At 69.9% G+C, this 26,924-nt stretch carries 20 protein-coding genes; 5 read left to right on the plus strand and 15 right to left on the minus strand.

Annotated elements, in window-relative coordinates:
• Positions 1-3 precede the first annotated feature (3 nt).
• From nuoL to QQX02_RS07560, 4 genes are read left to right on the plus strand one after another with little or no spacing between them, the layout of a single operon-like run.
• Positions 4-1,884 carry an NADH-quinone oxidoreductase subunit L gene (gene nuoL / locus QQX02_RS07545; protein ID WP_301142231.1) on the plus strand — a complete coding sequence of 627 codons (1,881 nt, stop codon included), beginning with the start codon at positions 4-6 and terminating at the stop codon, positions 1,882-1,884.
• On the plus strand, positions 1,885-3,378 hold the full coding sequence (locus QQX02_RS07550) for an NADH-quinone oxidoreductase subunit M (RefSeq protein ID WP_301142232.1): 1,494 nt from the start codon (positions 1,885-1,887) through the stop codon (positions 3,376-3,378). It begins immediately after the preceding gene.
• Positions 3,375-4,955, plus strand: coding sequence for an NADH-quinone oxidoreductase subunit NuoN (nuoN, locus tag QQX02_RS07555; protein ID WP_301142233.1), 1,581 nt, complete (start codon positions 3,375-3,377; stop codon positions 4,953-4,955). The genes QQX02_RS07550 and nuoN overlap by 4 nt, the downstream gene beginning before the upstream one ends.
• 4 nt (positions 4,956-4,959) lie before the next feature.
• Positions 4,960-5,955 (plus strand): polyprenyl synthetase family protein, encoded by a 996-nt coding sequence (locus tag QQX02_RS07560; protein WP_301142234.1) that lies wholly within the window; start codon positions 4,960-4,962, stop codon positions 5,953-5,955.
• 181 nt (positions 5,956-6,136) lie between these two features.
• On the opposite strand, the gene rarD is transcribed toward QQX02_RS07560, so the two are convergent.
• The 15 genes from rarD to QQX02_RS07635 all read right to left on the minus strand — a co-directional run bounded on the left by rarD (position 6,137) and on the right by QQX02_RS07635 (position 25,335).
• A complete protein-coding gene (gene rarD / locus QQX02_RS07565; RefSeq protein WP_301142235.1) occupies positions 6,137-7,075 on the minus strand; it encodes an EamA family transporter RarD in 939 nt (312 codons plus the stop codon).
• Positions 7,076-7,188: 113 nt separating this feature from the next.
• Positions 7,189-7,803, minus strand: coding sequence for a GNAT family N-acetyltransferase (locus QQX02_RS07570; RefSeq protein WP_301142236.1), 615 nt, complete (start codon positions 7,801-7,803; stop codon positions 7,189-7,191).
• 93 nt (positions 7,804-7,896) lie between these two features.
• Entirely contained in the window at positions 7,897-9,966 is a 2,070-nt protein-coding gene (locus QQX02_RS07575) for a glycosyl hydrolase (protein ID WP_301142237.1), read from the minus strand.
• Position 9,967: 1 nt separating this feature from the next.
• Entirely contained in the window at positions 9,968-10,867 is a 900-nt protein-coding gene (locus tag QQX02_RS07580; RefSeq protein WP_301142239.1) for an HlyD family secretion protein, read from the minus strand.
• On the minus strand, positions 10,864-12,573 hold the full coding sequence (locus QQX02_RS07585; protein WP_301142241.1) for a glycosyltransferase family 2 protein: 1,710 nt from the start codon (positions 12,571-12,573) through the stop codon (positions 10,864-10,866). The genes QQX02_RS07580 and QQX02_RS07585 overlap by 4 nt, the downstream gene beginning before the upstream one ends.
• A 357-nt stretch (positions 12,574-12,930) precedes the next feature.
• The gene (locus QQX02_RS07590) at positions 12,931-14,895 is read right to left on the minus strand and encodes a glycosyl hydrolase (RefSeq protein WP_301142243.1); all 1,965 of its coding nucleotides are present in this window, start codon (positions 14,893-14,895) and stop codon (positions 12,931-12,933) included.
• Entirely contained in the window at positions 14,892-15,617 is a 726-nt protein-coding gene (locus tag QQX02_RS07595; protein ID WP_301142244.1) for an efflux RND transporter periplasmic adaptor subunit, read from the minus strand. Before QQX02_RS07595 ends, QQX02_RS07590 begins: the two co-directional genes overlap by 4 nt.
• Positions 15,614-17,365 (minus strand): glycosyltransferase family 2 protein, encoded by a 1,752-nt coding sequence (locus QQX02_RS07600; protein WP_301142246.1) that lies wholly within the window; start codon positions 17,363-17,365, stop codon positions 15,614-15,616. The genes QQX02_RS07595 and QQX02_RS07600 overlap by 4 nt, the downstream gene beginning before the upstream one ends.
• Positions 17,366-17,564: 199 nt before the next feature.
• Complete coding sequence (locus QQX02_RS07605) at positions 17,565-18,398, minus strand: ABC transporter permease (RefSeq protein ID WP_301142247.1); 834 nt, start codon at positions 18,396-18,398, stop codon at positions 17,565-17,567.
• Positions 18,385-19,188, minus strand: a complete 804-nt coding sequence (locus tag QQX02_RS07610; RefSeq protein WP_301142248.1) for an ABC transporter ATP-binding protein — start codon at positions 19,186-19,188, stop codon at positions 18,385-18,387. Before QQX02_RS07610 ends, QQX02_RS07605 begins: the two co-directional genes overlap by 14 nt.
• Complete coding sequence (locus tag QQX02_RS07615) at positions 19,188-20,618, minus strand: sulfate adenylyltransferase subunit 1 (protein WP_301142249.1); 1,431 nt, start codon at positions 20,616-20,618, stop codon at positions 19,188-19,190. Before QQX02_RS07615 ends, QQX02_RS07610 begins: the two co-directional genes overlap by 1 nt.
• Positions 20,618-21,532 (minus strand): sulfate adenylyltransferase subunit CysD, encoded by a 915-nt coding sequence (cysD, locus tag QQX02_RS07620; protein WP_301142251.1) that lies wholly within the window; start codon positions 21,530-21,532, stop codon positions 20,618-20,620. Before cysD ends, QQX02_RS07615 begins: the two co-directional genes overlap by 1 nt.
• The gene (locus QQX02_RS07625; protein ID WP_301142253.1) at positions 21,529-22,263 is read right to left on the minus strand and encodes a phosphoadenylyl-sulfate reductase; all 735 of its coding nucleotides are present in this window, start codon (positions 22,261-22,263) and stop codon (positions 21,529-21,531) included. Before QQX02_RS07625 ends, cysD begins: the two co-directional genes overlap by 4 nt.
• Positions 22,260-23,951, minus strand: a complete 1,692-nt coding sequence (locus tag QQX02_RS07630; protein ID WP_301143681.1) for a nitrite/sulfite reductase — start codon at positions 23,949-23,951, stop codon at positions 22,260-22,262. The genes QQX02_RS07625 and QQX02_RS07630 overlap by 4 nt, the downstream gene beginning before the upstream one ends.
• A gap of 292 nt (positions 23,952-24,243) precedes the next feature.
• Positions 24,244-25,335, minus strand: a complete 1,092-nt coding sequence (locus QQX02_RS07635) for a phospholipase D-like domain-containing protein (RefSeq protein WP_301142254.1) — start codon at positions 25,333-25,335, stop codon at positions 24,244-24,246.
• Positions 25,336-25,474: 139 nt separating this feature from the next.
• Between QQX02_RS07635 and QQX02_RS07640 the strand changes: the two genes are divergently transcribed.
• On the plus strand, positions 25,475-26,851 hold the full coding sequence (locus QQX02_RS07640; RefSeq protein ID WP_301142255.1) for an FAD-dependent oxidoreductase: 1,377 nt from the start codon (positions 25,475-25,477) through the stop codon (positions 26,849-26,851).
• Positions 26,852-26,924 lie beyond the last annotated feature (73 nt).

The raw sequence follows: 26,924 nt of genomic DNA on the forward strand, positions 1-26,924 counted from the left end.
CGCATGCTGTCTGTGACCTGGCTCCTCATCGCCGTGCCCCTGGCGAGCGCCCTCGTGCTGCTCCTCGCCGGGCGTCGAGCCGACGCCTACGGCCACTGGGTCGGCGTGGGCGCCTCCGCCGCCGCCTTCGTGGTGGGGCTGATCGCGTTCGTGCAGATGCTCGGGCTGCCGGGCGAGGAGCGCGCCACGAGCGTGCACCTGTTCTCGTGGATCCCCGGCGCTGAGCTGAACCTCGACGCCGGTCTGCTCGTCGACCCGCTGTCGATGACCTTCGTCTTGCTCATCACCTTCGTGGGCACGCTCATCCACGTGTACTCCGTCGCGTACATGGAGCACGATCCCGACCGCCGCCGGTTCTTCGCGTATCTCAACCTGTTCGTCGCCGCGATGCTGCTGCTGGTGCTCGCCGACTCCTTCCTGCTGCTGTTCGTCGGCTGGGAGGGCGTGGGTCTCGCGTCCTACCTGCTCATCGGGTTCTGGAACCAGCGAAACGAGTACGCGACCGCCGCGAACAAGGCGTTCATCGCCAACCGCATCGGCGACATCGGGCTGATCATCGCCATGGGCCTGATGTTCTCCGCCTTCGGAGCGGTGGACTTCGCCACCGTGTTCGACGCCGCCCCCGAGGCGACCGCCGCGCAGCTGACCGCGATCGGCCTCATGCTGCTGCTGGCCGCGTGTGGAAAGTCCGCCCAGTTCCCGCTGCAGTCCTGGCTCGGGGACGCGATGGCGGGACCCACGCCGGTCTCTGCGCTCATCCACGCGGCCACCATGGTGACCGCGGGCGTCTACCTCATCGTGCGTTCCGCGCCCATCTTCAACGGGGCGCCCGACGCTCAGGTGGTGGTGGCCCTCGTGGGAGCGGTGACGCTCATCCTGGGTGCCCTCATCGGTATGGCGAAGGACGATCTCAAGAAGGCGCTCGCCGCGTCCACCATGTCGCAGATCGGTTACATGATGCTCGCCGCGGGCTTGGGCCCCATCGGCTACGCGTTCGCGATCTTCCACCTGGTCACGCACGGCTTCTTCAAGGCCGGCATGTTCCTGGGCGCAGGCTCGGTGATGCACGCGATGAACGACCAGGTGAACATGCGTCGCTTCGGCGCGCTGCGCGGAGCCATGGTCGTCACCTGGGTGACCTTCGGGCTCGGATGGCTCGCCATCCTCGGTCTGCCGCCGTTCTCTGGCTTCTACTCGAAGGACAAGATCATCGAGGCGGCCTTCGTGGGCGAGGGCTGGCAGCCATGGGTGCTCGGTGGAGCGGCCCTCGTCGGCGCTGGCCTCACCGCGTTCTACATGTCGCGACTGTTCTTCATGACCTTCCACGGCAAGGCCCGGTGGACGGACGACCAGCACCCGCACGAGAGCCCGCTGCTGATGACGGTGCCGATGATCATCCTCGCCGTCGGCTCGGCGTTCCTCGGACTCATCCTCGCCTCTGGCGATCGCTTCACCCACTGGCTCGAGCCCGTCACCGGCCACGTCGAGCACCACGAACCGGTGCTGCCCGTGCCCGTTCTGATCGGCGCCACCCTGGTGCTCGTGATCGCCGGCGTCGTCCTCGCGTGGCTCAAGTACGGCCGTCGCGACGTGGCGCAGGAGGCTCCGACCGGGTCGCTCGCCGCCATCACGGCGCGCAACGACTTCTTCCAGGACTCGGTGAACCGCGCCGCCCTCCAGCGGCCAGGCCAGCACCTGACGCGCACCCTGGTCTACCTGGACGCCACCGTGGTGGACGGCGCCGTCAACAAGCAGGCACGCGGCTGGGCCGGTCTCGGCGAGGCCTCGCGGCGCCTGCAGAACGGCCAGGTCCGTTCCTACGCGGCGACCATGCTCGTGGGTCTCGTCATCGTCGCGCTCATCATCGTCGTGGGGGGTCTGTAAGTGTTCCCGTTCCTGACCATCCTCGTCGCCGTGCCGGCTGTCGGCGCGGCGCTGCTGTGGGCCCTGCCCGCATCGGCCCGCGGCCGTGCGCGCGAGATCGCCCTGGCGGTCACCGGGCTCGAGCTCGCACTGTTCGCCGTCATGGCCCTGCAGTTCGACAAGTCCGATGCGGGGGCCTTCCAGTTCTCCGAGGTCTACTCGTGGATCCCCCAGATCGGCACCAGCTGGGCGCTCGGCGTCAACGGCCTGGGCCTGCTGATGATCGCGCTGTCCGTGATCCTCACGCCGCTGGCGATCCTCGCCGCGTGGCGTGAGGACAAGGACGAGTCGCGCCGCCGGCACTATATGGCGCTGATCCTGCTCAGCCTCGCGTTCATGGTCGGCATCTTCGCCGCACGCGACGTGTTCCTGTTCTACGTCCTGTTCGAGGCGATGCTCATCCCGCTGTACTTCATGATCGGCGGGTTCGGCGGCGTTCAGCGCCGCTACGCGGCCGTGAAGTTCCTGCTGTACTCCCTGGCCGGCGGACTGATCATGCTGGTCGCGGTCGTGGCGCTGTACTTCGTGGGCCCGGGCGGCGAGCAGGCCTTCCTCACGGACAACCTCACGGGGATCGACCTTCCGGTGACGACCGAGCGGCTGATGTTCCTGGCGTTCTTCCTCGCCTTCGCGATCAAGGCGCCGATGGTGCCGCTGCACACGTGGCTGCCCGACGTCGCCGAGTCCGCTCGCGCGGGCACCACCGCGCTGCTCGTGGCCGTGCTCGACAAGATCGGCACGTTCGGCATGATCACCCTGTGCCTCGCGCTGTTCCCGGAGGCCGCCCGGTGGGCGGCGCCCGTGATCATCGTGCTCGCGGTGATCTCGGTGATCTACGGAGCTCTCCTGGCGATCGGCCAGCGCAACATGTTCCGGCTGGTCGCCTTCACCTCGGTGAGCCACTTCGGCGTGATGGTGCTCGGCATCTTCGCGTTCCAGGTGACGTCCATGGAGGGCGCGGCGTTCTACATGTTCAACCACGGTCTCTCCACGGGGGCGCTGTTCCTGCTCGTCGGGTTCCTGGTGTCGCGCTACGGCACCGCGGATGTCGACGCCTACGGGGGTCTCCAGAAGGTGATGCCGGTGTTCGCGGGCACCTTCCTGGTCGTCGGCCTCTCGGCGCTGTCGCTCCCGGGTCTCTCGCCGTTCGTCTCCGAGATCATGGTGTTCATCGGCGCCTACCCGGTGGCGGCCGCCGCGGTCATCGTGTCCGCCGTCTCCGTGGTGCTCGCCGCGCTGTACATCCTGCTGACATACAAGTCGGTGTTCACCGGCCCCGTCCGGGCGGACCTGGGGGAGGCGAGGGAGCTCACACTGCGCGAGCGACTCGTCACCTGGCCGCTGGTGGGGCTCATGCTGCTGCTGGGCTTCCTGCCCGGCATCGCCATCGACTACCTGAGTGCGCCCGCCGCTGACGCGGTCGCCCAGGTCACCATCGAGGAGGCCGGCGCGTGACCTTCGTGACCCCCGAGATCGCATGGGCGCCACTGGCGCCGATCCTGATCGTGCTCGTGGCCGCATCGGCCGCCATTCTGATCGAGGCGTTCATCCGCACGCCGGCGACCCGTCGCATCGTGCAGCTGGCCGTGGCGCTGATCGCACTCGTCGGAGCGCTCGGCACCGCCGCGGTGCAGTGGGCGCTCCTCGAGGGCGCCGGAACCGTCGTCATGGACGGCATGATCACCGTCGACCGGCAGGCGCTCGCGTGGCAGTCGATGATCCTGGTGTTCGGCGTCCTCGGCATGATCCTGTTCGCCGCGCGCACCCGCGCCGGCGAAGAGGCGTTCACGCCCCTCGGATCGACCGCACCAGGCTCGATCGAGGAGACGCTCGCGCGTCGCAAGGGCCTCCAGCTCACCGAGGTGTTCCCGCTCGGACTGTTCGCGGTGGGCGGCATGATGCTGTTCACCTCGGTCACCGACTACATCTTCCTGTTCGTCGCGCTCGAGGTCTTCTCGCTGCCCCTGTACATCCTCGTGGCACTGTCGCGCCGTCGCCGCCTGCTCTCCCAGGAGGGTGCGCTCAAGTACTTCCTGCTCGGGGCGTTCTCGTCCGCGATCTTCCTGTTCGGCGCCGCCCTGGTCTACGGCGCGACGGCCCACACCTCGTACTCCGCGGTCGCGTACGCGATGGAGCTCGGCGGGGCCAACGACGCTCTCCTCGTCACCGGCGCCGTGCTGATCGTGGCCGGGCTGCTGTTCAAGATCGGCGCCGTGCCGTTCCACTCGTGGACGCCCGACGCGTATCAGGGCGCCCCCACCCCCGTCACCGCCTTCATGGCGGCGGCCACCAAGGCCGCGGCCACGGCCGCACTCTTGCGCATCATGTACACGTCGCTGCACCCGCTCGAGTGGGAACTGAGCTGGCTGTTCTGGGCGGCGGCCATCGCCTCGATGGCGCTCGGCACCGTGCTCGCGCTCGTGCAGACGGACGTCAAGCGCATGCTGGCCTACTCGTCCGTGGCGCACGCCGGATTCATCCTGGTGGCCTTCGCCGGCCTCGAGGGAGAGGCGCTCAGCGCGCTGCCGTTCTACCTGCTCGCTTACGGTCTGGCATCGATCGGCGCGTTCGCGGTGGTCACTCAGGTGCGGGAGCGCACCGAGGACGGATCCGTGGGCGCCGAGGCGGTCCGGCTGGGCCAGTGGGCCGGTCTGGGCAAGCGCTCGCCGCTGCTGGCGGGTGCGATGAGTCTGTTCCTGCTGTCGTTCGCGGGCATCCCGCTCACCGCAGGATTCGTCGGGAAGTTCGAGGCGTTCTCTGCTGCGATCGCGGGCGGCGGCTGGCCGCTGGTGCTCATCGCGGTCATCGCCTCGGCGGTCGCCGCATTCTTCTACGTGCGGCTGGTCGTGCTGATGTTCCTTACGGACGTGCCCGACGGGGCCGAGGACGACATCGCGGTCGAGGACAGCCCGCTCGCTCGCCTGGTGATCTGGGTCACCGCGGTCGCGACCGTGCTGCTCGGCATCCTGCCGGCCGGCGTGCTGGGGCTGTTCGAGGACGCCGCCGTGCTGCTGGTCTCGCTGGGGGCATGACCTGATGGCGCTGCCGCTCGGCTCAGAGGCGCTCGAGACTGCGCTGACCCCGCGGCTCGCGATCGTCGAGGAGCGGCTGCGAGACGCGGTCGCGCAGTCCGATCGGCTGGCGCACGCCACCTCACGGCACCTGGTGGATGCGGGGGGCAAGAGGCTGCGGCCGATGCTCTCCCTGCTGACGGCACAGCTCGGCGACGGTGCTCGTCCCGAGGTGCTTGACGCCGCCGTGGTCGTGGAGCTCACGCACCTGGCCACGCTGTACCACGACGACGTGATGGACTCCGCTCCCACCCGCCGCGGCGCGCCCGCAGCGCACGAGGTGTGGGGCAACTCGGTGGCGATCCTCACGGGCGACCTGCTGTTCGCGCGCGCCTCGCGCGTGGTCGCGGGGCTTGGCCCCGAGGCCGTGCGCATCCAGGCGGAGACCTTCGAGCGACTGTGCCTCGGCCAGCTGCACGAGACCGTGGGACCCGACGACGGCGAGGATCCCGTCGAGCACTACCTTCAGGTGCTCGCCGACAAGACCGGATCGCTCATCGCGACCTCGGCCCTCTTCGGGGCCAAGTTCGGGGGCTGCGATGTGCGCACCGTCGACGCCGTGACGCGCTACGGCGAGCTCGCGGGTGTCGCGTTCCAGCTCGCGGACGACGTCATCGACGTGCGCTCCGACGCCGAGACCACCGGCAAGACCCCCGGCACTGACCTTCGCGAGGGCGTGCCCACCATGCCGGTGCTGCTGCTGCGCCGGAGAGTCGCCGAGGGCAGGGCGACCGCCGCCGACGCCGCGCTGCTCGACGTGATCGACGGTGACCTCAGCGGCGACGAGGCGCTGGCGGAGGCCGTCGCGGCGCTGCGTGGCCACCAGGTCGTGGAAGAGACGAGCCAGTTGGCGCACGCGTGGGCTGGCCGTGCGAAGGACGCCATCGACGGCCTCCCCGAGGGCGACGTGCGCGACGCACTGCTGACCTTCGCCGACGCTCTGGTTGCGCGCGCCGCCTGAGACCACCCCCGCATCGGCCGCCCGCTCTGGCCCGCCCCTCACCGTCCCGCACCGCCCCGACCACAGAACTACGCACCACTTTCTGCGCGACGCGCGGTGCGCCGGAGCCGAATCGACCTCGCATGCGGGGTTTCGGATCAAGAAGTGGTTCGTAGTGTCGGCCAGGGAACCGGACCGGAGGCTAGACCGGTTCCGCGGGCTCCACGCGGGCCACGCCTCGCCGAGGCCGCGCGCGCCAGCCGTCGACCGTGAGCACCACCAGCGCGACCCACACGAGGATGAAGCCGATCCACCGACTCACGGGCATCGGCTCGCCGAAGTGCCACACCGCCAGGATGAACATGAGCGTGGGCGCGATGTACTGCAGCAGGCCGGTGACGTACAGCGGGAGCCGTCGCGCGCCCGCGGCGAACAGCAGCAGCGCGCCCGCCGTGAAGGCGCCTGTCGACCACAGCAGGACGTCGTGCCCCACCCCGAGTCCTGGCTCACCGCGTGCGAGGAACGTCGCCTGCCCCGACTGGTGGATCCACACCAGCGCGGCCAGCGCGACCGGCACGAGGACGGCGGTCTCCACGGTCAGGCCGGTGACGGCGTCCACCGTGCCGCCCACGCGCTTCTTGATCAGGCCGTAGAGCCCGAACGACGTGGCCAGTGCCAGGGCGATCCACGGGAACTCGCCCAGTCCGAACCCGATCACGAGCACGGCCACGACGGCGATGCCGATGGCCACGAGCTGCAGCCGGCGCAGGCGCTCTCCCAGGAAGACCACGCCGAGCGCCACCGTGAACAGCGGGTTGATGTAGTACCCGAGCGCAGCGGAGTTCACGTGGTCCGTGACGACGGCGTACACGTAGATGAGCCAGTTGATCGCGATGAACACTGCAGCCGCGCCCAGGATGAGCAGCGTGCGCCGGCGGGTCACGGCGGCGCGCAGCCGCGACCAGCCCCCCATCACCGCGACGATCGCCGCGCACACCAGCACCGACCACAGCGCGCGGTGCGCGGTGATCTCGACGGCGCCCGCCGGTTCGAGCGCGTGCATGAGCAGGGGAAACCCGCCCCACATCAGGTACGCGCCGGCACCGAAGGCGAGCCCGGACCTGCTGAGGGATTCGCTCACCTCGCGATTGTGCCACTGGGACGGCTGCCGGACGGCCGATGCGGGGGCGGCCTGCGCGTCCGGTGCCAGTCGGGAGGCGCGTGGCACCGTCGCTGCCCCATCGCGGCTGCGAGTCAGGCCAGCGTGCGCCTCATCAGCACCCGCGGCTTGCCGCCGCCCTTGGATGCGGTCTCCGAGGCGGTCGTGAATCCGTGCCGCTCGAACAGCGTCCTGGTGCCGACGTAGGCGGAGGCGACATCGATGCGGTCACCGCCGGTGTCCGCGGGGTAGCCCTCGACGATGGTCGCCCCCTGGGAACGCGCGTAGTCGACCGCGCCGTCGAGCAGCACGCCCGCGAGCCCCTGGCGCCGGTGGCCGGCACGGACGACGAAGCACACCACTGACCACACGGGCTCGTCATCGAGCCGAGGGATCACGCGGGAGTGGACGAGCCGGTGATACGCGGAGCGGGGCGAGACCGAGCACCAGCCCACCACCTCGCCATCGCGGTAGGCGAGCACGCCCGGCGCGATGTCCTCCCCGCAGAGGTCGTGCAGCACATCGGCGCGCGCCCGGGCGGGCTGATCCTTGATGTGGGGATCGCCAGCGCTGATGCGCATCGCCAGGCACCAGCACGAGGGCGTGTCCAGGCTCTTGGGGCCCAGCACGGTCCGGACGTCCGGCCACCGTTCCTGGGTCGCGGGCAGGACGCTGAACGTGCCAGCACCCGTGCCCGTGTCGGCTCTCATGCGACCACCCTAGGGCGACGCTCCGACACGGGCACGGGTCGCTCCGCTCACTGACGCGGTGCGGCCGGCATCACGCCGCTGCAGCGAGCCTCATCACTGGGCCGCCGCGATCCAGGCGAGCATGGCGGCGCGGGAGTTGCCGTCGTCGATCCCCGAGTCAGGCAGCGCCGTGGCCTCGTCCCATGCCGCAGCCGCCTGCTCTGGACCGGCGAGCGCCTGGTACATGAGCAGGTAGTCGCCGAACGGCACCTCGTACCCACCTGGAGCGGCGGCCTCGATCGAGCGCAGCGCGGTCGCGACGGCCTCCTCGTCCTCGGGGGCGAGGTGCTGCTGCACCGGCGCCATCGGAATCAGCTCGATGCCGAGCATCGCGCTCGGCTCCGCGCTGAACCACGTCGCGTACTCGCGCTTGCCACCCCACTGGAGAGCCACGATGTCGTGCTGGTACTCCTCGAAGCCCTCAAGGTCGGGTCGCAGCCAGCGGGTGACGGCGGCATTCGCCTCGGCGGACAGGGTCCACCGCGCCGTGTGGGTGAGCGACTCGTCTCCGCGGGCCTGAGCCCAGGCTGCGACGCCATTCCAGGCGAGCACCGCCTCGGAGCTGGACTCCTGGTTGTTGCCGTCGCCGAACGGGGAGAACCCGCTCGCCCACGAATGACCTGCGAACGGGTCGAAGGCACGCAGCGTCGGGAATGACTCCGCGTCAGCAGGGCTGGCGATGTCGGCAGCCACGAGATCCATGACCGGCGCGAGCCCGTCCTCGAGTGACGGATCGCGTTCGAGTGCGACCGCCGCTGCGTTCAGCAGGTACCCGTAGTGGAAGTGGTGGTCGTTGAACTCCTCCGAGCCGAACGCCGCCTCGAGACCCACCACGCCGCGCAGCTGCTCGTCGTACTCGAAGCAACGCTCCGAGCGGCGTTCGCAGCCGGCCGGATCGGCCCAGGTGAGGAGCTCATCGGAGAGCACACCGGCGAACTCGTCGGCCAGCGCCGTCTCGCCGAGTGCGTCCGCAACCGTCACGAGCATGGCGTGACGGTGCAGGGCCTTCGCGCCGAAGTAGGTGTCGGCGGGGAAGGTCGGCTCGGCCTGGGCCTCGGACTCGAGAGCCGCGACGATCTCCGCACGCTGCTCCTCCGTGACTCCGTCGAGATCCAGCCCGAGGTCCGGCTCGACGGTGGGCACCGACCACGCGACCGTCGAGGCGGTGCATGCGGCCATCTCGCCATTGACGGACGGGTAGGTTCCGAGCTCGCAGTCGAGGCCCTCGGCGCGTTCGCGTGGCACCGCCACGAGCGTCGGTTCGTCCTCGGGTGCGTACGCGAGCGAGGTGGTGGCCGACTCGTCATCCACGGCGTAGGTCACGTCGACCCCGTCGATCGGAGCGCCGGTCGCAGCGGCCACCGCGGCGGGGTCACCGCCGTCGGGGACCGCGAACATCTGCGCGTGATCACCCGACGAGAGGGTGACCGTGGAGCCATCGACGGTGGCGTTCGCGGCACTGATGCCGTACGTCCGCTCTCCCGACTCCATGGTCCAGACGCCGTCGCCAGCGGGGACGGGTGCGGGGGAGACCGTGAACGACATGTCTGCAGTCGCGGTGACGCCCACCATCGGCGACCCTGCGGCGAGACTGACGGAAGCGTCGCCGTACGCGAGCGTGACGCTCGTGGTGTCCGCTGCGGTCGCGACGGGCAGGCCCGATGCGCCATCGATGGCGACGGTGACGTCGCTCGACGCGGGGCTGACGATCGAGTTGCCATCCACGGCCACGCCGACGCGCGGCACGCCCCAGGCGAAGCCGCCGTCGGTCGAGTTGAAGGACAGCGGCGCGGGGAACGCGACGAAGGGCTGGTCGCCGAAGACCAGTCCCGAGTACCAGCGGTTCGTGGGCGGTATCACGCCGTCAGCGACGCGCGCCGGCACTGCCGATTCTTCGGCACGGGTCGGCAGCAGCGACGCGTCGGTCGTGTCCGGCCCCGCCACGGCGTCGCTCGCGGGCGCCGAGAGGTCCGAGGTCGCTCCGGGGCCCGTCTCTGCGCTTGCGCCAGACCCGCCGTCCGGGGTCGTGCTCGGTCCGTCGCCATTCTCGCCGGCGCCGTCGCAGCCCGCCAGGACCACGAGGGCACCCGCGATGGCCGCGGCAGCCCATGTGTGTCGTCTCATGTCACAGTCCGATCTTTTCTAGGAAGTCAGTGGCAGTGTCGCGCAGGCCCGCGAGCGGGCCGTCGTCTCGGAGCTCGACGGTCGCGTGCACCGGCGTGCCGGGTGCCGTCAATCCTGCCGGATCACTGTGCGCGATGTCCTCCGACGCGACGCGCACGAAGGCGCGCGCTGCGCCGTCCTCGGTGGCGACCTCGATCTCGTCGACCGTGCCGGTCACCGTGGTGCGGTCCGGGAGGCGCACCTCGACCGGGGCTCCGATCTGGAGCCGGTCGAAGTCCCGCGGCGTCAGCAGGAAGTCGGCGCTCACGTAGAGCGAGTCGTCCTCGAAGACCTCGGCGACGATGCCGCCGGCGGGGATGTATCCGCCCACACCCGTGGGCACCTCCGCGACAGTGCCGGAGGCGCTCGCGGTGACCGTCCACAGGGGGCTGAACTCCTCATCATCGGACGCGGACTCGGTGTCCGCGTCGCGGGACGGCGCGGAGTCGCCCGGCGCGGAGTCGCCCGATGCGGAGTCGCTCGATGCGGAGTCGCTGGACTCGGCGTCGGAGGAGGCCTCCGAGGCCGAGGGCTCGGGCGACGAATCGTCGGTGGTCTCGGCTGATTCGGCTGCCTCGTCCTGCGCTTCGGCGCGCGCCTCCATCTCGAGGTCGCGCTGGCGGCCCAGGCTGTCGATCGTGAAGAGCGCGTCGCCCTCAGAGACGTAGGCGCCCTCCTCGACGTGCTGCTCGACGAGCTTGCCGCCGTAGTCGGAGCCGACGGGCAGCGTGTTCGCGGAGACCACGGCGGTTGCGGAGGTGGCGCTCGACTCGCGCTCGGTGTAGACGTACGTGAGTGCGGCGATGAGGATGAAGACGCCCATCGTGCCGAACAGCATCTTGAAGCGGGTGCCCCAGGTCATGATGTCTCCTTCTCAAGGGTGGCGGTTCCACGGCCCCAGACAGGGGCGAACGCGGTGTCGGCCGGGCGCGCCACCACGGTGCGGGTGGGCTTGGCGGCCGGCGTGCGGGCGGGGGAGGGCGCGGAGAGCTGTCGGCCCTCACGCGCCGCGGCGACCAGGAAGGTCGCGAGGATGATGGTGTTGGTGACGTTCCACGCCGTGGCGAGCGACACGGACCCGTTGTCCAGGTCCCTGATGATGCCGACCACGGAGGTCAGTGCCAGGAAGACGAAGATCAGCACCTGCGGGACGATGAAGTTGAAGGGCGAGCGGCCCTTGGCGGTGCCGGTCGCCTGCCAGCCGACGTCCTTGCCGCGCAAGGCGTTGCCGAGGGCCTTGACGTAGATGGGAAAGGACACTGCCGCGAGCGTCAGCGTCTGCCACCGGAAGGACCCGAGCGTGTACCAGGCGAACAGGATCTGCAGGGCGTAGAAGCCCGCGTAGTACAGGAACCAGGTCATCGCCGACGTCTCGATCGTCATGGGCTGCAGATCCAGGAAGATCTCCATGGGCGGCAGCATGAGCAGGATCAGGGGCGCGATTCCGGTGAGGTAGAAGGTCGCGGTGACCAGGTACTGGACCCGCTGCTCGAGGCTCAACCGGACGTCCCGTCGGAACGGATTGCGGGTGAGCAGGATCTCGAAGCCTCCGGTCGCCCAGCGCAGCTGCTGCTTGGAGTACGCCTCGATGGTCTCGGGGGCTTCGCCCACGGCGAGCACGTCGGGGATGAAGACGGACTTCCAGCCGGCCTCGTGCATCATCAGCGACGTCCACACGTCCTCGGACTTGGAGTCGGTGTAGATGCCGTCGACGTCTTCGACGGCCTCGCGGCGGAAGATCACGTTGGTGCCCACGCAGAACGCCGCGTTGAAGCGGTTGCGACCGGGCTGGATGAAGCGGTAGAAGACGGCCTGCATGTACCCGGCTCCGCGCGCAATGGTGGTGCGCAGATTGCCGTAGCTCTGCGGCGTCTGCACGAATGCGAGGCGCTCGTCGTTGAAGAACGGCAGCGTCTCCTCGAGGAATTCGGGACGCGGCACGAAGTCGGCGTCGAACACGGCGAAGAACTCGCCCTTCGCGAGGGTGAGCGCGTGGTTGATGTTGCCCGCCTTGGCGCCGCCAGAGGTGAGGCGCCGCACATAGCGAGCGCCCTCGTGGGCCGCGAGGTCCCGCACCTCGTCGCTGCGGCCGTCGTCGAGCACCCACGTGGTGTGTCGACCGCGCACTCTCATGGCCGCGCGGACGGTTCCGCGAATCACCTCGAGATCCTCGCCGTACGTGGTGATGAAGATGTCGACGCCGATCGGCGAGCCATGGAGGTGCGGCTCACGCAGATGCGGCGGCTGGCGCTGCACTGCGGGGTCGGATCCGTAGAGCCCGTCCTTCGTGTGGAAGTACGCGAAGTCCCGCGGATTGTGACCCCCCGACAGGATGGTCCACATCCCGAAGAACGCCTGGGCCACGAGCACCGTCTCAGCGATGATCACCATCGTGTAGGGCAGCAGGTCGCCCCGGTGATCGGGGTCGAGCAGGAACCCCGCGTACAGCAGGGTGCCGAGGGCGGCCACGCCGACCATCAGGAACATGATCGGACTGGGCGCAGTGCCTGGCTCCGTCGGGGGAAGGGAGGGGGACGGGTGATCGGTGGCGGAACGGGGTGCAGTCATATCGCTCTCCGGGGTCGGGAGGACGCAGGCATGCTGCGCAACGGGAAGGAGGGGGTGGCGACGTCGCCGTGGCCAGCGCTATGGGGCCGGGCTTCGAAAAGTCGATTCGTCGTCGGTGGCGATGGCGCCGCTCAGCGACGCCTTGCTCAGTCAGGGGCCGGCGTGAGGAGCGCGGCCTGATCACCACTGTAGGCATGGGGCGCACTCAGAAATGTCTCAGATGCGCCCAGTACCGTCCTTACCTGGGCGTTCGAGACGTCCGTTGCAGGGGCGGCCGCACGGCAGCGTCGTCTGCACCCCGCTACGGGCGGCCGATGCGTCAGGCGCCGGGCAGCGGGGTCTCCACCCGGGAGGCTCTCACGGCGCGGCGGCGATCCATGCGAGCATGGCGGTCCTGCTGTTGCCGTCATCGATCGCCGTGGCGGGAAGGCTGCGCGCCTGCTCCCACGCGATCGTGCGTTGGCTGTCGCCGGCGAGAGCCCTGTACATCAGCAGGTAGTCCCCGAACTGGACGTCGAAGCCGTGGGGTGCGGCCTCGGCGACGGCCTGTTCGATGCGCTCGGGCCCCACCTGCGCCAGCGGGACGGCTTGCGCGGGGGACGCCGGGATGAGCTGGATTCCCAGCATCGCGTTCGGTTCGGGCGAGAACCACGTCGCGTAGTCCCGCTTGGCACCCCATTGCAGGGCGACGATCGTGTGGTCGAAGCCCGAGAAGGACGTGAGGTCAGGAGCGAGCCACAACCGGCGTGCCGCATCGGCCTCCGATGCCAGCAGCCAGCGCGCGCGCTCCTCGAGCGTCGCATCCCCCCGCACCTGGGCCCACAGCGCGACGGCGTTCCACGCGGCCACTGCCTCGGAGCTGGACTCCTGGTTGTTGCCGTCGGCGAAGGGCGAGAATCCCGATGCCCATGAGTGGCCCTCCACCGGGTCGAAGGCGCGGATCGCGGGCATGGGTCCACCGACTCCATGGGCGATGTCCGCGGCGAGCAGATCCATGACGGGGCCGATCTCGTCAACGATCTCGGGTGACTCGCTACCGAGGACGGCGGCGGCATGGAGCAGGTAGCCGTAGTGGAAGTGGTGGTCGTTGAACTCCTCGGAGCCGAAAGCCGTCGCATACCCCACCACTCCCTCGAGGAGCGAGTCGTACACGAAGCAACGGTCCGTCTCCGTGGCGCACCGCTCGGGGTCGCCCCACATCCGGAGCTGCTCGCTGAGGACGCTCGCAAGATCCTCCGCGAGGGCCTCCTCGTCGAGCGCACGGGCGATCGTGAGAAGGGTCGCGAGGCGGGAGAGGGCCTTCGCGCCAAAGTAGGTGTCGACCGGCAGCTCGGGCTGTGCGGCGACGTCCTCGGCCAGCGCCTTACGGATCGCCGTGCGCTCCGCATCCGTGAGCCCGTCGAGGTCGAGCGCGGCGCGGGGTGCGACGGCAGCGACGTCCCACGCGACGTCCTGCGCACGGCACACCGCGTAGGGGCCATTGATGGTGGCGTACGTGCCGAGGTCGCACTTCAGCTCTGCTCCGTCGGCACGCGCCTGCGGCATCGTGACGACCGTCGGCGTGCCGTAGTCGAGGCTCGTCGTCGCCACGTCCTCGCCGGCCCACCCCGACCAGGCCACCGCGGTCACCACGTCGCCGAGCGCGTCGGCGAAGGCCGTGGCGTCGCCGCCGTCCGGCACCGCGAAGAACTGGGCGGTGCCGCCCTCGTCCAGGGTCAAGGTGGTCCCGTCGATGTCGCCGCCGTCGACGACTACGCCGTAGACCCGTCCGTCGACGGCGGCCGTGGAGACCTTGCCGCCCGCGGGGGCGAAGGCGACGCTCACCTCTGACTCGAGGGCGGAGTGCGCCGTGAGGCCGACGGCCGGCCAGCCCTGAGCGAGCGACATGCTCGCGTCGCCCCACGTCACCGTGACGGCGACCGGGTCGGCGGCGGTCACGACCCCGGGCCCCTCCGCTCCGGCGATCGAGACTGCGATGTCCGTGCGCGCGGGTGCAAGAATCACGTCGGCGCTCGCCTCGGGCGCAGTGAGCCCCAGCCCGAACCCCCCGTCGGCGGCCGTCACGGCGAGTGGCTTGGGGAAGACCGGCAGTCCCGACGCCCCGAAGGCGAGCGACGAGTACCAGCGATTGGTCGGGGGCGCGAGGTCGTCCGCCACGCGCGTGACGACGTCCTCGGGCAGTGGGCGCTCGGGCAGAGAGTGGACCGCGACGGGGGAGGTCGTGGTCGCCGCTGGTTCGACGTCACCACCTCCGGCGCAGGCCGACGCTCCGGCCGCCATCGCCGCGCACACCGTCAGTGCGGCAGTGCGCCGGACGCTCACAGGCCCACCCTGTCGGCCAGATCGCTCACCATGTCGGAGACGCCTGCGAACGGTCCGTCATCGCGGAGGTGCAGCGTCGCCTCGAGAGGAGTGCCGGGCTTCATGAGGGGGTCGCCGTCGATGTCCGCGAGCGCGTCCGAGTCGATCCGCGCGGTCACGTGGGCCACGCCGTCGACCGTCTCGACCGTGAGGTCGGACACCGTTCCGGAGATCTCGCGCTGGTCGGGGAGGCGGAGCTCCACGCCCGCCGCGTCCTCGAGCCTGCCGAAGTCGCGCGGCGTGAGGATGAACTCCGCCTCCGCGAAGAGCGATCCCGAGGCGTCGATGCTCGCGAGCACCTCGCCAGCGCCTGCGTACGCGCCGGAGTTCAGAGCGATGTGCGACACGGTGCCGTCGGTGCCGGCGCGAATGACGAGGGTGCCGCCGCCGACAACAGCATTCTCGGCAGGCGAGACCGCGCCGGTGTCGATGTCGCGCTCGAGTTGAAGGCTCTGGACCTCGAACATGCGCTGCCCCTCGACGACCACGTCGCCGGCCGCCACGTACGCCGCCTCGACCAGGCCGCCGTAGTCCGTGCCGACGCCGTACGAGGCCGCCTTGATGGTCGCCGATGCGCTCGCGACCTGGTTCTGCCGCTGATTGAACACGAGCGTGGCCGCGGCCACGATGATCAGCACCATGACCACGCCGATCACCAGCTTGAATCGGTTGCCCCAGGTCATCGGACCAGCTCCTTCTCTCGGCGCTCGCGCCGGCTCGGTGCGGCAAGCGTGGCGAGCGCATCTGCCTCCTGCTGGCCACGCTTGGGAGTGTCGTCCACGCCCGCCGGTCGGGCGACCACCGTTCGTGGCGCACTGTCGGGTCCCGGTGCTCCCGGTGCGCGGCGGGGGGAACCGCGCCGGCCCGTGCGCAGCGCCCGTGCCTCACGACGGGCGGCGCCGACGAACGCCCCGAGGATGACGGTGTTGGTGATGTTCCACGCCGTCGCGAGCGTGAGGACGCCGTTGTCGATGTCGCGCCAGATCGCGACGCCGCTCGTGAGCAGGAGGAACAGGAAGAACAGGATCTGCGGAATGATGAAGTTGTAGGGAGACCGGCCTCGGGCCGTGCCGGTCGACTGCCAGCCTACGTCCCTGCCAGTGAAGGCGTTGATGAACGCCTTGGCGTAGATGGGGAAGCTCACCGTGGCGAGCGTCAGTGTCTCCCACCTGAACGATCCGAGGGTGTACCAGGCGAGCACGATCTGCATCGCGTAGAAGCCGCAGTAGTACACCGCCCACGTCAGCACCGTCAGCGAGAGGTTCATCGGCCTGAGGTCGAAGTAGATCTCGAGAGGCGGCACCAGGATCAGCAGCAGCGGGCAGATCCCCGTCAGGTAGAACGTCGCGGTGACGAAGTACTGGATGCGCTGGTCCATCGTCAGGCGACGGTTGGCGAGCGGCATGCGCGTCAGCAGGATCTCGAACCCGCCCGTGGCCCAGCGCAGCTGCTGCTTCGAGTACGCCTCGATCGTGTCGGGGGCCTCGCCGACCGCGAGCACCTCAGGGATGAACACCGACCGCCAGCCGCGCTCGTGCAACGCGAGCGAGGTCCACACATCCTCGGACTTCGAGTCGGTGCAGATGCCGTGGACATCGTCGATCGCCGCGCGCCGGAACAGCACGTTGGTGCCCACGCAGAAGGCCGCGTTGAAGCGGTTGCGGCCGGGTTGGATGAACCGGTAGAAGACGGCCTGCATGTAGGCGGCGCCCCTCGCGACAGTCGTGTGCAGGTTGCCGTACGCCTGCGGTGTCTGGACGAAGGCGACCTTCTCGTCGACCATGAAGGGAATGGTCTCCGCGAGGAACGTGGGGTGAGGCACGAAGTCGGCGTCGAAGATCGCGAAGAACTCGCTCTTCGCGAGCGTGAGGGCATGGTTGACGTTGCCAGCCTTCGCTCCTCCGGAGCTGAGGCGCCGGACGTACCTCGCCCCGATCTCGCCGGCGAGGTCGCGCACGTCGTCCGACCTCCCGTCGTCGAGGATCCAGGTGCGATGGCGGCCATGCATCGCCAGCGCTGCGGTGGCGGTGCGCCGCACCACGTCGAGATCCTCGCCGTACACCGTGATGAACACGTCGACCTCGACGCGACGACCGTCGAGCCGGAGCGGCCACGCCTCGGGGGCCTTCCCGTGCGCGCGGCCGAAGACCGCGGCCCTGGCGCGGTGATAGGCGAAGTCGCGGGAGCTCTGCGCGCCGGACAGGATGGTCCACATCGCGAGCAGGGCGTGGAACACCAGGATCGACTCCGCGGTGATGACCATGATGTACGGGATGAGATCGCCACGGTTGCTGGGATCCAGCAGGAAGCCCGTGTAGACGAGGATGCCCAGCGTGCTGACGAGCACGAGCAGGATCATCACCGGGGACGGGCCGCGCCCGTCGCCGATGCTCGTATGCGGGGGCGTCGCGGTCTCGGGGTCGGCGGCCATACGGCACCTCCAGGGCGCATGTCGATGCAAAGGGATGTCGACAGCGCTGGCGGTGGCGCGAGTGGGGCGCCGCGCGGTGATGTGACCTACCGCACACCCATCGTCCGAGCGGGGGGCCGAGAAGTCCAGCCTTTCATGTAAACCTTGCGTGACGTTTGTGTGACGCACCTCACAGCAGAGGGTCGAGGCGGGGCGTGGATCAGTGCGGCAGGCCCGAGTCCACGAGCCCGCGGCTCACCCGCAGGCGGTGCTGCACGCGGGCGAAGACCAGCCGATCCACCGCCAGGGTGAAGGCCAGCACGATGATGATGGTGGCCATCATCTCGGTGAGGTCGCCCGTCTCGCGAGAGCGCTCGATCACGTCGCCGATGCCGGTCCCGGACAGGGCGCCGGAGAAGATCTCGCCGGCGACGAGGCACCGGAAGGCGATCGACCAGCCGAGCTCGAGCCCGGTCATGATGCCGGGAAGAGCGGCGGGCAGCACCACGTGCCGGAGCAGGGAGCCCCGGTCGGCACCGAAGGTGCGGCCGGCGCGGATCAGCAGCGGTGGCACGTTCTTCACGGCCGATCGCGTGGCGAGCATGATGGCGGGCATCGCGCCGATGCTCACGACGACGGCGAGCGACCACGGGGAGGTGCCCAGCACGACGGCTGCGACGGGGATCCACATCGAGGTGGGCATTCCCTGCAGCGCCGCGAGGTACGGCGACAGTCCGCGGTCGAGCCAGGTGCGGGAGCCGAGCAGGAGGCCGAGTGCGACTCCTCCGATGGCGGCCACGATGAAGCATCCGGTCATGAACAGCGTGATGCGTCCGAAGATCGACGCGAGATCGCCGTCGCCTGCCATGCGCGCCAGCTCGCCTGCGGTGGCGGCGGGCGTGGGCAGGGACTCCGAGAGGACCGATGCGAGCGCCCACGCGGCGAGCAGAACGAGGCCGGTGCCGACGATCGGCGTGGTGCGGCGCCACCACGGGGCGTCGCTGCGCACCTCGATGCTCGAGCCATCGCGCGTGGGGATGCTAGATGGTGACATACGAGTCACCCCCCTCGCGCGGCGCGGAGATGCCCAGCTGGTCGGCCGCGTCGAGCAGGCGGCGCACGGTCGCGGACAGCGCGACCACGCGCTCGGACTCCACCACACGAGGGCGGTGCAGCGTCACCGGCACGTCGCCGATGATGCGCCCGGGACCGGAGGACAGCACGATGACGCGGTCGCCGAGCGCGACGGCCTCCCTGACGTTGTGGGTGACGAACACGATCGTGACGCCCGTCTCCGCCCACAGCTCCTGGAGCTCGACGTGGAGCCGGTCGCGGGAGGGGGCGTCGAGCGCGCTGAAGGGCTCATCCATGAGCAGCACCTGGGGACGCATGGCGAAGGCGCGGGCGAGAGCCGCACGCTGGCGCATGCCGCCGGAGAGCTGGTGCGGGTGGAGGTCCGCGGCGTCGGCGAGACCGACCTTGCGGAGCCACGTCGCGACGGTGGCATCGCGCTCCTCGAGGGGAACGCCGGCGTTCTTGAGCCCGAAGGCCACGTTGTCCCGCACCGACAGCCAGGGGAACAGCGCGTGCTCCTGGAAGACCATCACCCGGTCAGGTCCTGGGCCGCGCACCCCGGCGCCCGCGACGCTGACGTCTCCGCGGGCGGGACGGGTGTGTCCGGCCAGCAGGTCGAGCATGGTCGACTTGCCGCAGCCGGAGGGCCCGACCACGCAGACGAACTCGCCGGCCGCGACCTCGAGATCGACCCCGTCGAGCGCGAGCCGGCCGCCGCGAGAGCCGGCGAAGGCCTGCGAGACCCCTCGCAGCGAGACCGGCGCGCTCATCAGATGGTCACGTGGGCATCGGTGCCGGTGCCGGGCGCGGAGGCCCGCGCGGTTCCCGCGCCGATGGTGTTGCCGTCCTGGGGGTCGATGACGCAGAACGCGCCGGTGCGGCGGTGGCGGCCGTAGTCCTCGACCGCGAGCGGCTGCGCGAGCTGGAAGCGCACCACGCCGATGTCGTTCAACAGCAGCTCGTGCCCGGTCGCGATCGACGAGTCGAGCGTGCCGCCCGGCAGGGAGATGTCGAGGATCCCGTCGATCGCGGTCACCATCGCCTGCACGCGTGCCGATCCGTGCTGGATCAGCACGCGGTCCCGCACGCGCAGAGGCCGGTCGGTGAGCCACGCGACGTGGGCGTGGAAGGCGCGCTCGGGCGCCACGGCGTCTGCGGCGCTCGAGAGCAGGTCGCCGCGCGCCACGTCGACGTCGTCCGCCAGGCGGATCGACACCGACAGCCCCGTGTGCGCGTGGTCGAGCGGACCGTCGGCGGTGTCGATGCCGGCGACCGTGGTGCGACGGCCAGACGGCTGGACGACGACGTCGTCTCCGACCCGGATGGTGCCCTCGGCGACCTGGCCCGCATAGCCGCGGTACTCGCGGTACTCGGGCGAGATGGCCGCATCCTGCGGGCGCAGCACCCACTGGACCGGCATGCGCCATCCGGACTCCGTCGCACGCGCCTGTTCGGCGGTCGGGTGGGCGATTCCGCGGCGGTGGGCCGCGGCGAAGTCGTCCGCGCCCTGGTCGATGCTCGGCACCGTCTCGAGCACCTCGAGCACGGTGGGGCCGTCGTACCAGGGCGTGAGGTCGGATCGCAGCGCGACGTTGTCACCCTTGAGCGCGCTGACCGGGACGGTCACCACGTTGGTGAGCCCCAGCGATTCCGCGTGCGTCTGGACATGCTGGGTGATCGAGCGGAACGGACCCTGGGCATAGTCCAGCAGGTCGATCTTGTTGACCGCGACGATGACGTGGGGCACACGGAGCAGCGCGGCGACGGCGAGGTGGCGCTTGGTCTGCTCCACCACTCCGTAGCGGGCGTCGATGAGCACCACGAGCGCATCGGCCGTCGAAGCGCCCGTGACGGTGTTGCGGGTGTACTGCACGTGCCCGGGGCAGTCCGCGAGGATGAAGGTGCGCTTGGGCGTGGAGAAGTAGCGGTACGCGACGTCGATGGTGATGCCCTGTTCGCGCTCGGCCCGCAGCCCGTCGGTCAGCAGGGCCAGATCGACCTCCTCGCCGCCGCGCTCCTTCGAGACGCGCTCCATCGCCTCGTAGGCGTCGGCCAGGATCGACTTGGTGTCGTGCAGCAGGCGGCCCACGAGAGTGGACTTCCCATCATCGACGGAGCCGGCCGTGGCGAAACGGAGCAGCGACGTGCGCCGGGCGTCGGGGATGGCCGCCGCGGCGTCGGTGGTGTCGGGGGCTGTCATCAGAAGTAGCCTTCCTTCTTGCGGTCTTCCATGGCGGCCTCCGAGAGGCGATCGTCGGCACGGGTCGCGCCGCGCTCGGTGATGCGCGTGGCCGCAACCTCCGCGATGATCTCGTCGAGCGTCGACGCGGTCGACTCCACGGCACCGGTGCAGGACGCATCGCCCACCGTGCGGTAGCGCACCGACCGGGGTGCGGGACAGTCGGTGTCGCGCACGCGGACGCTCGGGTGCGGCGTGAGCCACATGCCGTCGCGCGTGAACACGTCGCGCTCGTGTGCGAAGTACAGGTCCGGCAGATCGATCTGTTCGCGCTGGATGTAGCGCCACACGTCCAGCTCGGTCCAGTTCGACAGCGGGAACACCCGCACGTGCTGGCCGGGCAGGTGCTTGGGGTTGTACAGGTTCCACAGCTCGGGCCGCTGGTTGCGGGGGTCCCACTGTCCGAACTCGTCGCGCAGCGAGACGACCCGCTCCTTGGCGCGCGCCTTCTCCTCGTCGCGACGGGCGCCCCCGAAGACCACGTCGTAGCCATGGTTCACGATCGCGTCGAGCAGCGGCACCGTCTGCAGCGGATTGCGAGTGCCGTCCGGGCGCTCGCGCAGGCGACCGTCGTCGATGTAGTCCTGGACCTTCGCCACCTGCAGGCGCAGCCCGAGCCGCTCGACGGTGCGGTCGCGGAACTCGAGCACCTCGTCGAAATTGTGGCCGGTGTCCACGTGCAGCAGCTCGAACGGCACGCGCCCGGGCCAGAAGGCCTTGGTCGCGAGGTGCAGCACCACCACGGAGTCCTTGCCGCCGCTGAACAGGAGGACGGGCTTGCGGGCGGTGCCCACGGCCTCTCGGATGATGTGAATGCCCTCGGATTCGAGGGCGTCAAGGGTGGTCAGGCTCGTCGTCACGTCGTCCTCGCTCATGTGTGAATCCCGCACTCCGTCTTTCCCTGTCCCGACCAGCGGCCCGCGCGCGGGTCCTCGCCGGGCGCGACCTTGCGGGTGCACGGCGCGCAGCCGATGCTGGGGTAGCCCTGGGAGGTAAGGGGGTTGCGGGGCAGGTCGTGGTCCACCTGGTAGCGCTCCACGTCGGCATCGTCCCAGCGGGCGAGCGGGTTGATCTTGACCAGCCCGTGCTTCTCGTCCCAGCTCACCACGGGCATCTGCGACCGCGTGACGGCATCGACCCGGCGCGCCCCGGTGACCCACGCGTCGTAGCCCGCGAGGGCGCGGGCGAGGGGATCGACCTTGCGCATGAAGCAGCACAGGTTGGGGTCGCGGGCGAACAGGTCCTTGCCGTACTCGGCATCCTGCTCCGCGACCGTGAGATTCGGCATGACGTCGACGATGGTGATCGGGAACTCGCGCGCCGAGCGGTCACGCGTGTCCAGCGTCTCCTGGAAGTGGTACCCCGTCTCGAGGAACAGCACGTCCACGCCCGCGAGCCGCGCGCCGAACATGTGGGGCAGGATCGTGTCCTGCATCGACGAGGCGACTCCGAGCCCCCGTCCGAACGTGGCGACCGCCCAGTCGGCGATGTGGGTGGCCGAGGCGTTCTCGAGACGCGAGGCGACCGCCGCGCAGGTCTCGGCGTTCCACTCGCGAGGGTTGAGCGCGGTCAGCGCCGCGGCGCCCGACAGCGACGGGATGCTCACTTGATCAGCTCCTCTTCCGCCCGGAACGCCCAGTCCGCGAACGTCTCCTCGGGGCCGGTGCGGTCTGCGAGGTAGTGCGTCGTGACGCGCTGGACGTAGTCGGGCATCCCCGTCTGCGTGACCTTGTGGCCGCGGATCTTGCGCCCGAAGTCGTTGTCCTCGCCACGTCCCAGCCGGCCGCCCAGGTGCACCTGGAAGCCGGGGACCTGCTCGCCCGACTCCTCGTCCAGCACGAGCTGGCCCTTGAAGCCGATGTCCGCGATCTGCACGCGGGCGCACGAGTTGGGGCAGCCGTTCACATGCACGGTGATGGGGTTGTCGAGCGTCGGGAACTGCTGGTCGAGGACCTTCACGACCTCGCGGGCCGTCGCCTTGGTCTCGACGATCGCGAGCTTGCAGTACTCGATTCCGGTGCAGGCGATGACGTTGCGGTGGAACTCGCCGGGGTCGGAGTCCAGCTCGAGCGCGCGCAGTCCGTTGACGACGTCGCTGACCTTGTCCTGGTCGACGTCGAGCACCAGGATCTTCTGCAGCGGAGTGAGGCGGATGCGGTCGGAGCCGACGTTCTCCGCGACGTCAGCGATCGACTGCATCTTGGTGCCGGAGACGCGGCCCGCGACCGGAGCGACGCCCACGTACCAGCGGCCGTCGGCCTGCTCGTGGATGCCCACATGGTCTCCGCGGTCTCCCGGAACTCCTACCTGGGGGGCGGGTCCCTTGGGGAGCTCGTAGCCGAGGTAGTCGTCCTGCAGCACCTGCAGGAACTTCTCCGCTCCCCAGGCCTTGACGAGGAACTTGAGACGGGCGCGCGTGCGCAGTCGGCGATAGCCGTGATCACGGAAGATGCTGACGACGCCCTTCCAGACCTCGTGCGCGATCTCCGGCTTGACGAAGACGCCGAGTCGCACGCCGAGGAAGGGATTCACGGACAGACCGCCGCCGACCCACAGGTCGTAGCCGACGCCCAGCTCGGGGTGCTCCACGGCGCAGAACGCGATGTCCTGGACCTCGTGAAGGATGTCGGGGACCGGCTGCCCCGTGAAGGCGGTCTTGAACTTCCGCGGCAGGTTCGAGAACTCAGGAGAGCCGATGTAGCGCTCCTTGATCTCGTTGATCTGAGGCGTGGGATCGATCAGCTCGTCCTTGGCGACTCCCGCGACGGGGGAGCCGAGGATCACGCGCGGGACGTCCCCGCAGGCCTCCGTGACCAGCAGACCCACCGCCTCGACGCGGCGGAAGATCTCGGGGACGTCCTCGATCCGGATCCAGTGCAGCTGGATGTTCTGTCGGTCGGAGACGTCGGCGGTGTCGCGGCCGAACTCCTCGGAGATGCGCCCGATCTCGCGCGCCTGCGCCACCGACAGCTGGCCGCCGTCCGAGCGAATGCGGAGCATGAAGTACTCGTCGTCGAGCTGGTGCGGCTCGAGGATCGCGGTCTTGCCGCCGTCGATGCCCTGGCGGCGCTGCGTGTACAGCCCCCACCAGCGGAACCGGCCGCGCAGGTCGCCCGGGGGAATCGACCAGAAGCCCCACTTCGAGTACATCGACTCGATGCGCTCGCGCACCCGCAGCGGGTCGCCGGTGGACTTCATCTCCTCGTTGGGGTTCAGAGGAGTGCGGTCGCCTGCGGCCCACTGGCCGTCCTTGGAGGCGGTGTTCTTGCGCTGTGAGGCCTCGCGGGTGCGCATCTCGCGCGCCTCCTCGCGGTGGCGTCGGCGTTCGGCTGCCTCAGCGATCTGGGCAGGCGTGCGCGCGGTGGCACTGGTGGCATCGGCGTCAGTCACCGAGACTCCTCGACTCGTCGTGTTCTGGGAGCGAGGCCGTGCGAGCGCGACTGGTCCGCGCTCGAAAGGCCGAGCGCCCAGGGCTACAGGTGGGGTGTATCCGTGGGCTCAGGCCTCGGGACACATGGCACAACGGACGCAGCAGCACAGCATGGGTGCGCAGGAGTCCGGGGAGAATGCCATAGCGGAGAGTGTCTCACAGGGCCGGGGGATGTGCCAGCCCCGTCTGACGGCCGCCGACCACGTGCGTGCGGTGGAAGGCCAGGATCTGGTCGATGACGGCATCCGACCGGGTCTCGAGCGCGATCTCCCTCGTGCCGAGCGCGACGCCGCCGCGCACGAAGTTGTGGGATCCGGTGATCGCGACGCGCTCTCCGGACGGCATCGTCATGACCAGGCACTTCGCGTGGAGGTACCGCCGCGAGCGGTACTGGGTGCGGTATCCCGTCGCCGCCATCGACGCGGAGATCAGGACTCGATTGGCGGGGGAGGCGTGGCGCGGTGGATTGAACCAGAGCGCGTGCGGCCGTTCGGCGATGATCCTGCCGAGCGGACCTGTGGGGCAGTACTGGGAGATGAGCAGCACGTGGACGGCCTCGGAGGCCAGCGTCATCGCACGACGGTAGATGACGGAGTCGCCGGGCACGCCGCCGTCGACGAGCACCGCGTCGTCACCATGGCGGAGGGTGAGCGATGGATGCCCGAGCTGGGAGGCGTTCATGCGCACGATGCGCTCGTACACCTCGTCGAGTTCGTCGGCCAGGCGCGGGTCCTCCACGCGGAACATGTAGTCGGCGTTGCGGGCGCCACGATCGTCGATGTTGACGCCGCCGAACGCGTACGACACGTCGTCGATCACGCTCATCTTGGTGTGGGTCCTCCCCCTCCAGATCAGCCCTCGTTCCGACCCGAGCCACGTGAACTTCGCCCCCGCATCGGTCAGCCGCGAGGCGAGGGCCGACGACTCTCGCCGCCTCGTAGTCCGATACCGGGCGGGAAGGAACGTGCCCGCCGCGTCGATGTACGTGAACACGTCGGCCGCCACCTGCACGTCGACCCCTCGCCTGGCCGCGTCGACCAGCGCCTCGATGAGCGCATAGGTGCGCTGCTCGTCGGCGATGGTGAGAGTGGTCAGCCGCACCCGCCGCTGGGCGGCGTGCACCCGTGCCGTCGCGTCGTGGATGTACGCGCCGGGAAGCATCAGCGTCGGCGAGGGCAGGCCCCGCGGGGGCGCGTCGGCGTGCACCCGGCCGAGATCGGGCGACGGGGAAGGCATCACCGAGGTCATGACTCGAGCGTGGCACTGGAACGGCGCGAGCGCGCGCCAACGCCGGGACGTCCATGTGACGTTCATGTCTATACTCGGGGCGACACGCGACCGAGACCGCCCTCGGCGCACGCCCACGCCCCTGAGGATTGAGACAACCGTGACCACAGACCGCCCGCTCCGGGTCGCCGTGATCGGTGCCGGCCCCGCCGGCACCTACGCCTCCGACATCCTGTCCAAGAGCGACCTCGACGTATCCATCGACATCATCGAGCGCCTGCCAGCACCGTTCGGCCTGGTCCGCTATGGGGTCGCGCCTGACCACCCGCGCATCAAGCAGATCGTCGTCGCTCTCGCCAACGTGCTCGGCCGCGGCGACATCCGCCTGCTGGCCAACGTCGACATCGGCACCGACCTGTCGCTCCAGGACCTGCGCGAGCACTACGACGCGGTGATCTTCGCGACGGGCGCGTTCAAGGACGCCGACCTCAACATCCCGGGCATCGACCTCGAGGGTTCGTACGGCGCCGCGGACTTCGTGAGCTGGTTCGACGGCCATCCCGACGTGCCGCGCACGTGGCCCCTCGACGCGAAGGAGGTCGCGGTGTTCGGCGTCGGCAACGTCGCGCTCGACGTCGCGCGCATCCTCGCGAAGCACCCCAAGGACCTCGCGGGCACCGAGGTGCCGGACAACGTCATGGAGCTGCTGAAGTCGTCCCCCGTCACCGACGTGCACGTGTTCGGTCGTCGCGGCCCGGCGCAGGTGAAGTTCTCGCCGCTCGAGCTGCGCGAGCTGGGCCACGTGCCCGACGTCGACGTGATCGTGTACCCCGAGGACTACGACTTCGACGAGGCCTCGATGGAGGCCGCAGAGAACAACAAGCAGACCAAGCAGGTCGTCAAGACGCTGACGGACTGGACGCTCAAGGAGCCCACGGGCGCCTCGCGACGCATCCACCTGCACTTCCTCCAGGCCCCTCATGAGGTGCTGGGCGAGGACGGCAAGGTGACAGGCGTCCGCGTCGAGCGGACCGCACTGCAGGGCGACGGCAACGTCAAGGGCACCGGGGAGTTCATCGACTACCCGGTCCAGGCCGTCTACCGCGCCGTGGGCTACTACGGCACCGAGATCGACGGCATCCCGTTCGACCAGTCGAAGGGCGTCATCGCCAACGACGGCGGGCGCGTGGTGGCCGGCGGCGACGTCGTGCCTGGTTACTACGCCACGGGCTGGATCAAGCGTGGACCGGTGGGGCTCATCGGCCACACCAAGTCCGATGCGCAGGAGACCATCGCGAACCTCGTCGAGGACGCCCCCCGGCTGTACGCGGAGAGCGAGGCCGGCGCCGAGCAGCGCAGCCCCGACAACCTGCTGCGACTGCTCCAGTCGCGCGGAGTCGACGTGGTGCAGTGGCACGACTGGGAACTGCTGGACGCACACGAGCGCGCCATCGGCGAGGCCGACGGTCGCGAGCGCGTCAAGGTGGTGCCGCGCGAGGAGATGACCGACATCGCGCTGGGCCGCACCGGCGCGTAGGCGAGGCGAATGGCGGGGTGACCCGCGCATCGGCCCCGTGAGCTCCTGCGAGGACGGGAGATGACGCGGCCAC

Source organism: Demequina muriae, from assembly GCF_030418295.1.
Classification (GTDB): Bacteria; Actinomycetota; Actinomycetes; order Actinomycetales; family Demequinaceae; genus Demequina; species Demequina muriae.

Coding starts and splice junctions, on each gene's coding strand:
- QQX02_RS07560 (WP_301142234.1), top strand. CDS start 4,960: ATGGCGCTGCCGCTCGGCTCAGAGGCGCTCGAGACTGCGCTGACCCCG.
- QQX02_RS07605 (WP_301142247.1), bottom strand. CDS start 18,398: ATGTCACCATCTAGCATCCCCACGCGCGATGGCTCGAGCATCGAGGTG.
- QQX02_RS07610 (WP_301142248.1), bottom strand. CDS start 19,188: ATGAGCGCGCCGGTCTCGCTGCGAGGGGTCTCGCAGGCCTTCGCCGGC.
- QQX02_RS07595 (WP_301142244.1), bottom strand. CDS start 15,617: ATGACCTGGGGCAACCGATTCAAGCTGGTGATCGGCGTGGTCATGGTG.
- QQX02_RS07630 (WP_301143681.1), bottom strand. CDS start 23,951: ATGCGCACCCGCGAGGCCTCACAGCGCAAGAACACCGCCTCCAAGGAC.
- QQX02_RS07570 (WP_301142236.1), bottom strand. CDS start 7,803: ATGAGAGCCGACACGGGCACGGGTGCTGGCACGTTCAGCGTCCTGCCC.
- cysD (WP_301142251.1), bottom strand. CDS start 21,532: ATGAGCGAGGACGACGTGACGACGAGCCTGACCACCCTTGACGCCCTC.
- QQX02_RS07575 (WP_301142237.1), bottom strand. CDS start 9,966: ATGAGACGACACACATGGGCTGCCGCGGCCATCGCGGGTGCCCTCGTG.
- QQX02_RS07585 (WP_301142241.1), bottom strand. CDS start 12,573: ATGACTGCACCCCGTTCCGCCACCGATCACCCGTCCCCCTCCCTTCCC.
- QQX02_RS07580 (WP_301142239.1), bottom strand. CDS start 10,867: ATGACCTGGGGCACCCGCTTCAAGATGCTGTTCGGCACGATGGGCGTC.
- nuoL (WP_301142231.1), top strand. CDS start 4: ATGCTGTCTGTGACCTGGCTCCTCATCGCCGTGCCCCTGGCGAGCGCC.
- QQX02_RS07600 (WP_301142246.1), bottom strand. CDS start 17,365: ATGGCCGCCGACCCCGAGACCGCGACGCCCCCGCATACGAGCATCGGC.
- QQX02_RS07635 (WP_301142254.1), bottom strand. CDS start 25,335: ATGACCTCGGTGATGCCTTCCCCGTCGCCCGATCTCGGCCGGGTGCAC.
- QQX02_RS07615 (WP_301142249.1), bottom strand. CDS start 20,618: ATGACAGCCCCCGACACCACCGACGCCGCGGCGGCCATCCCCGACGCC.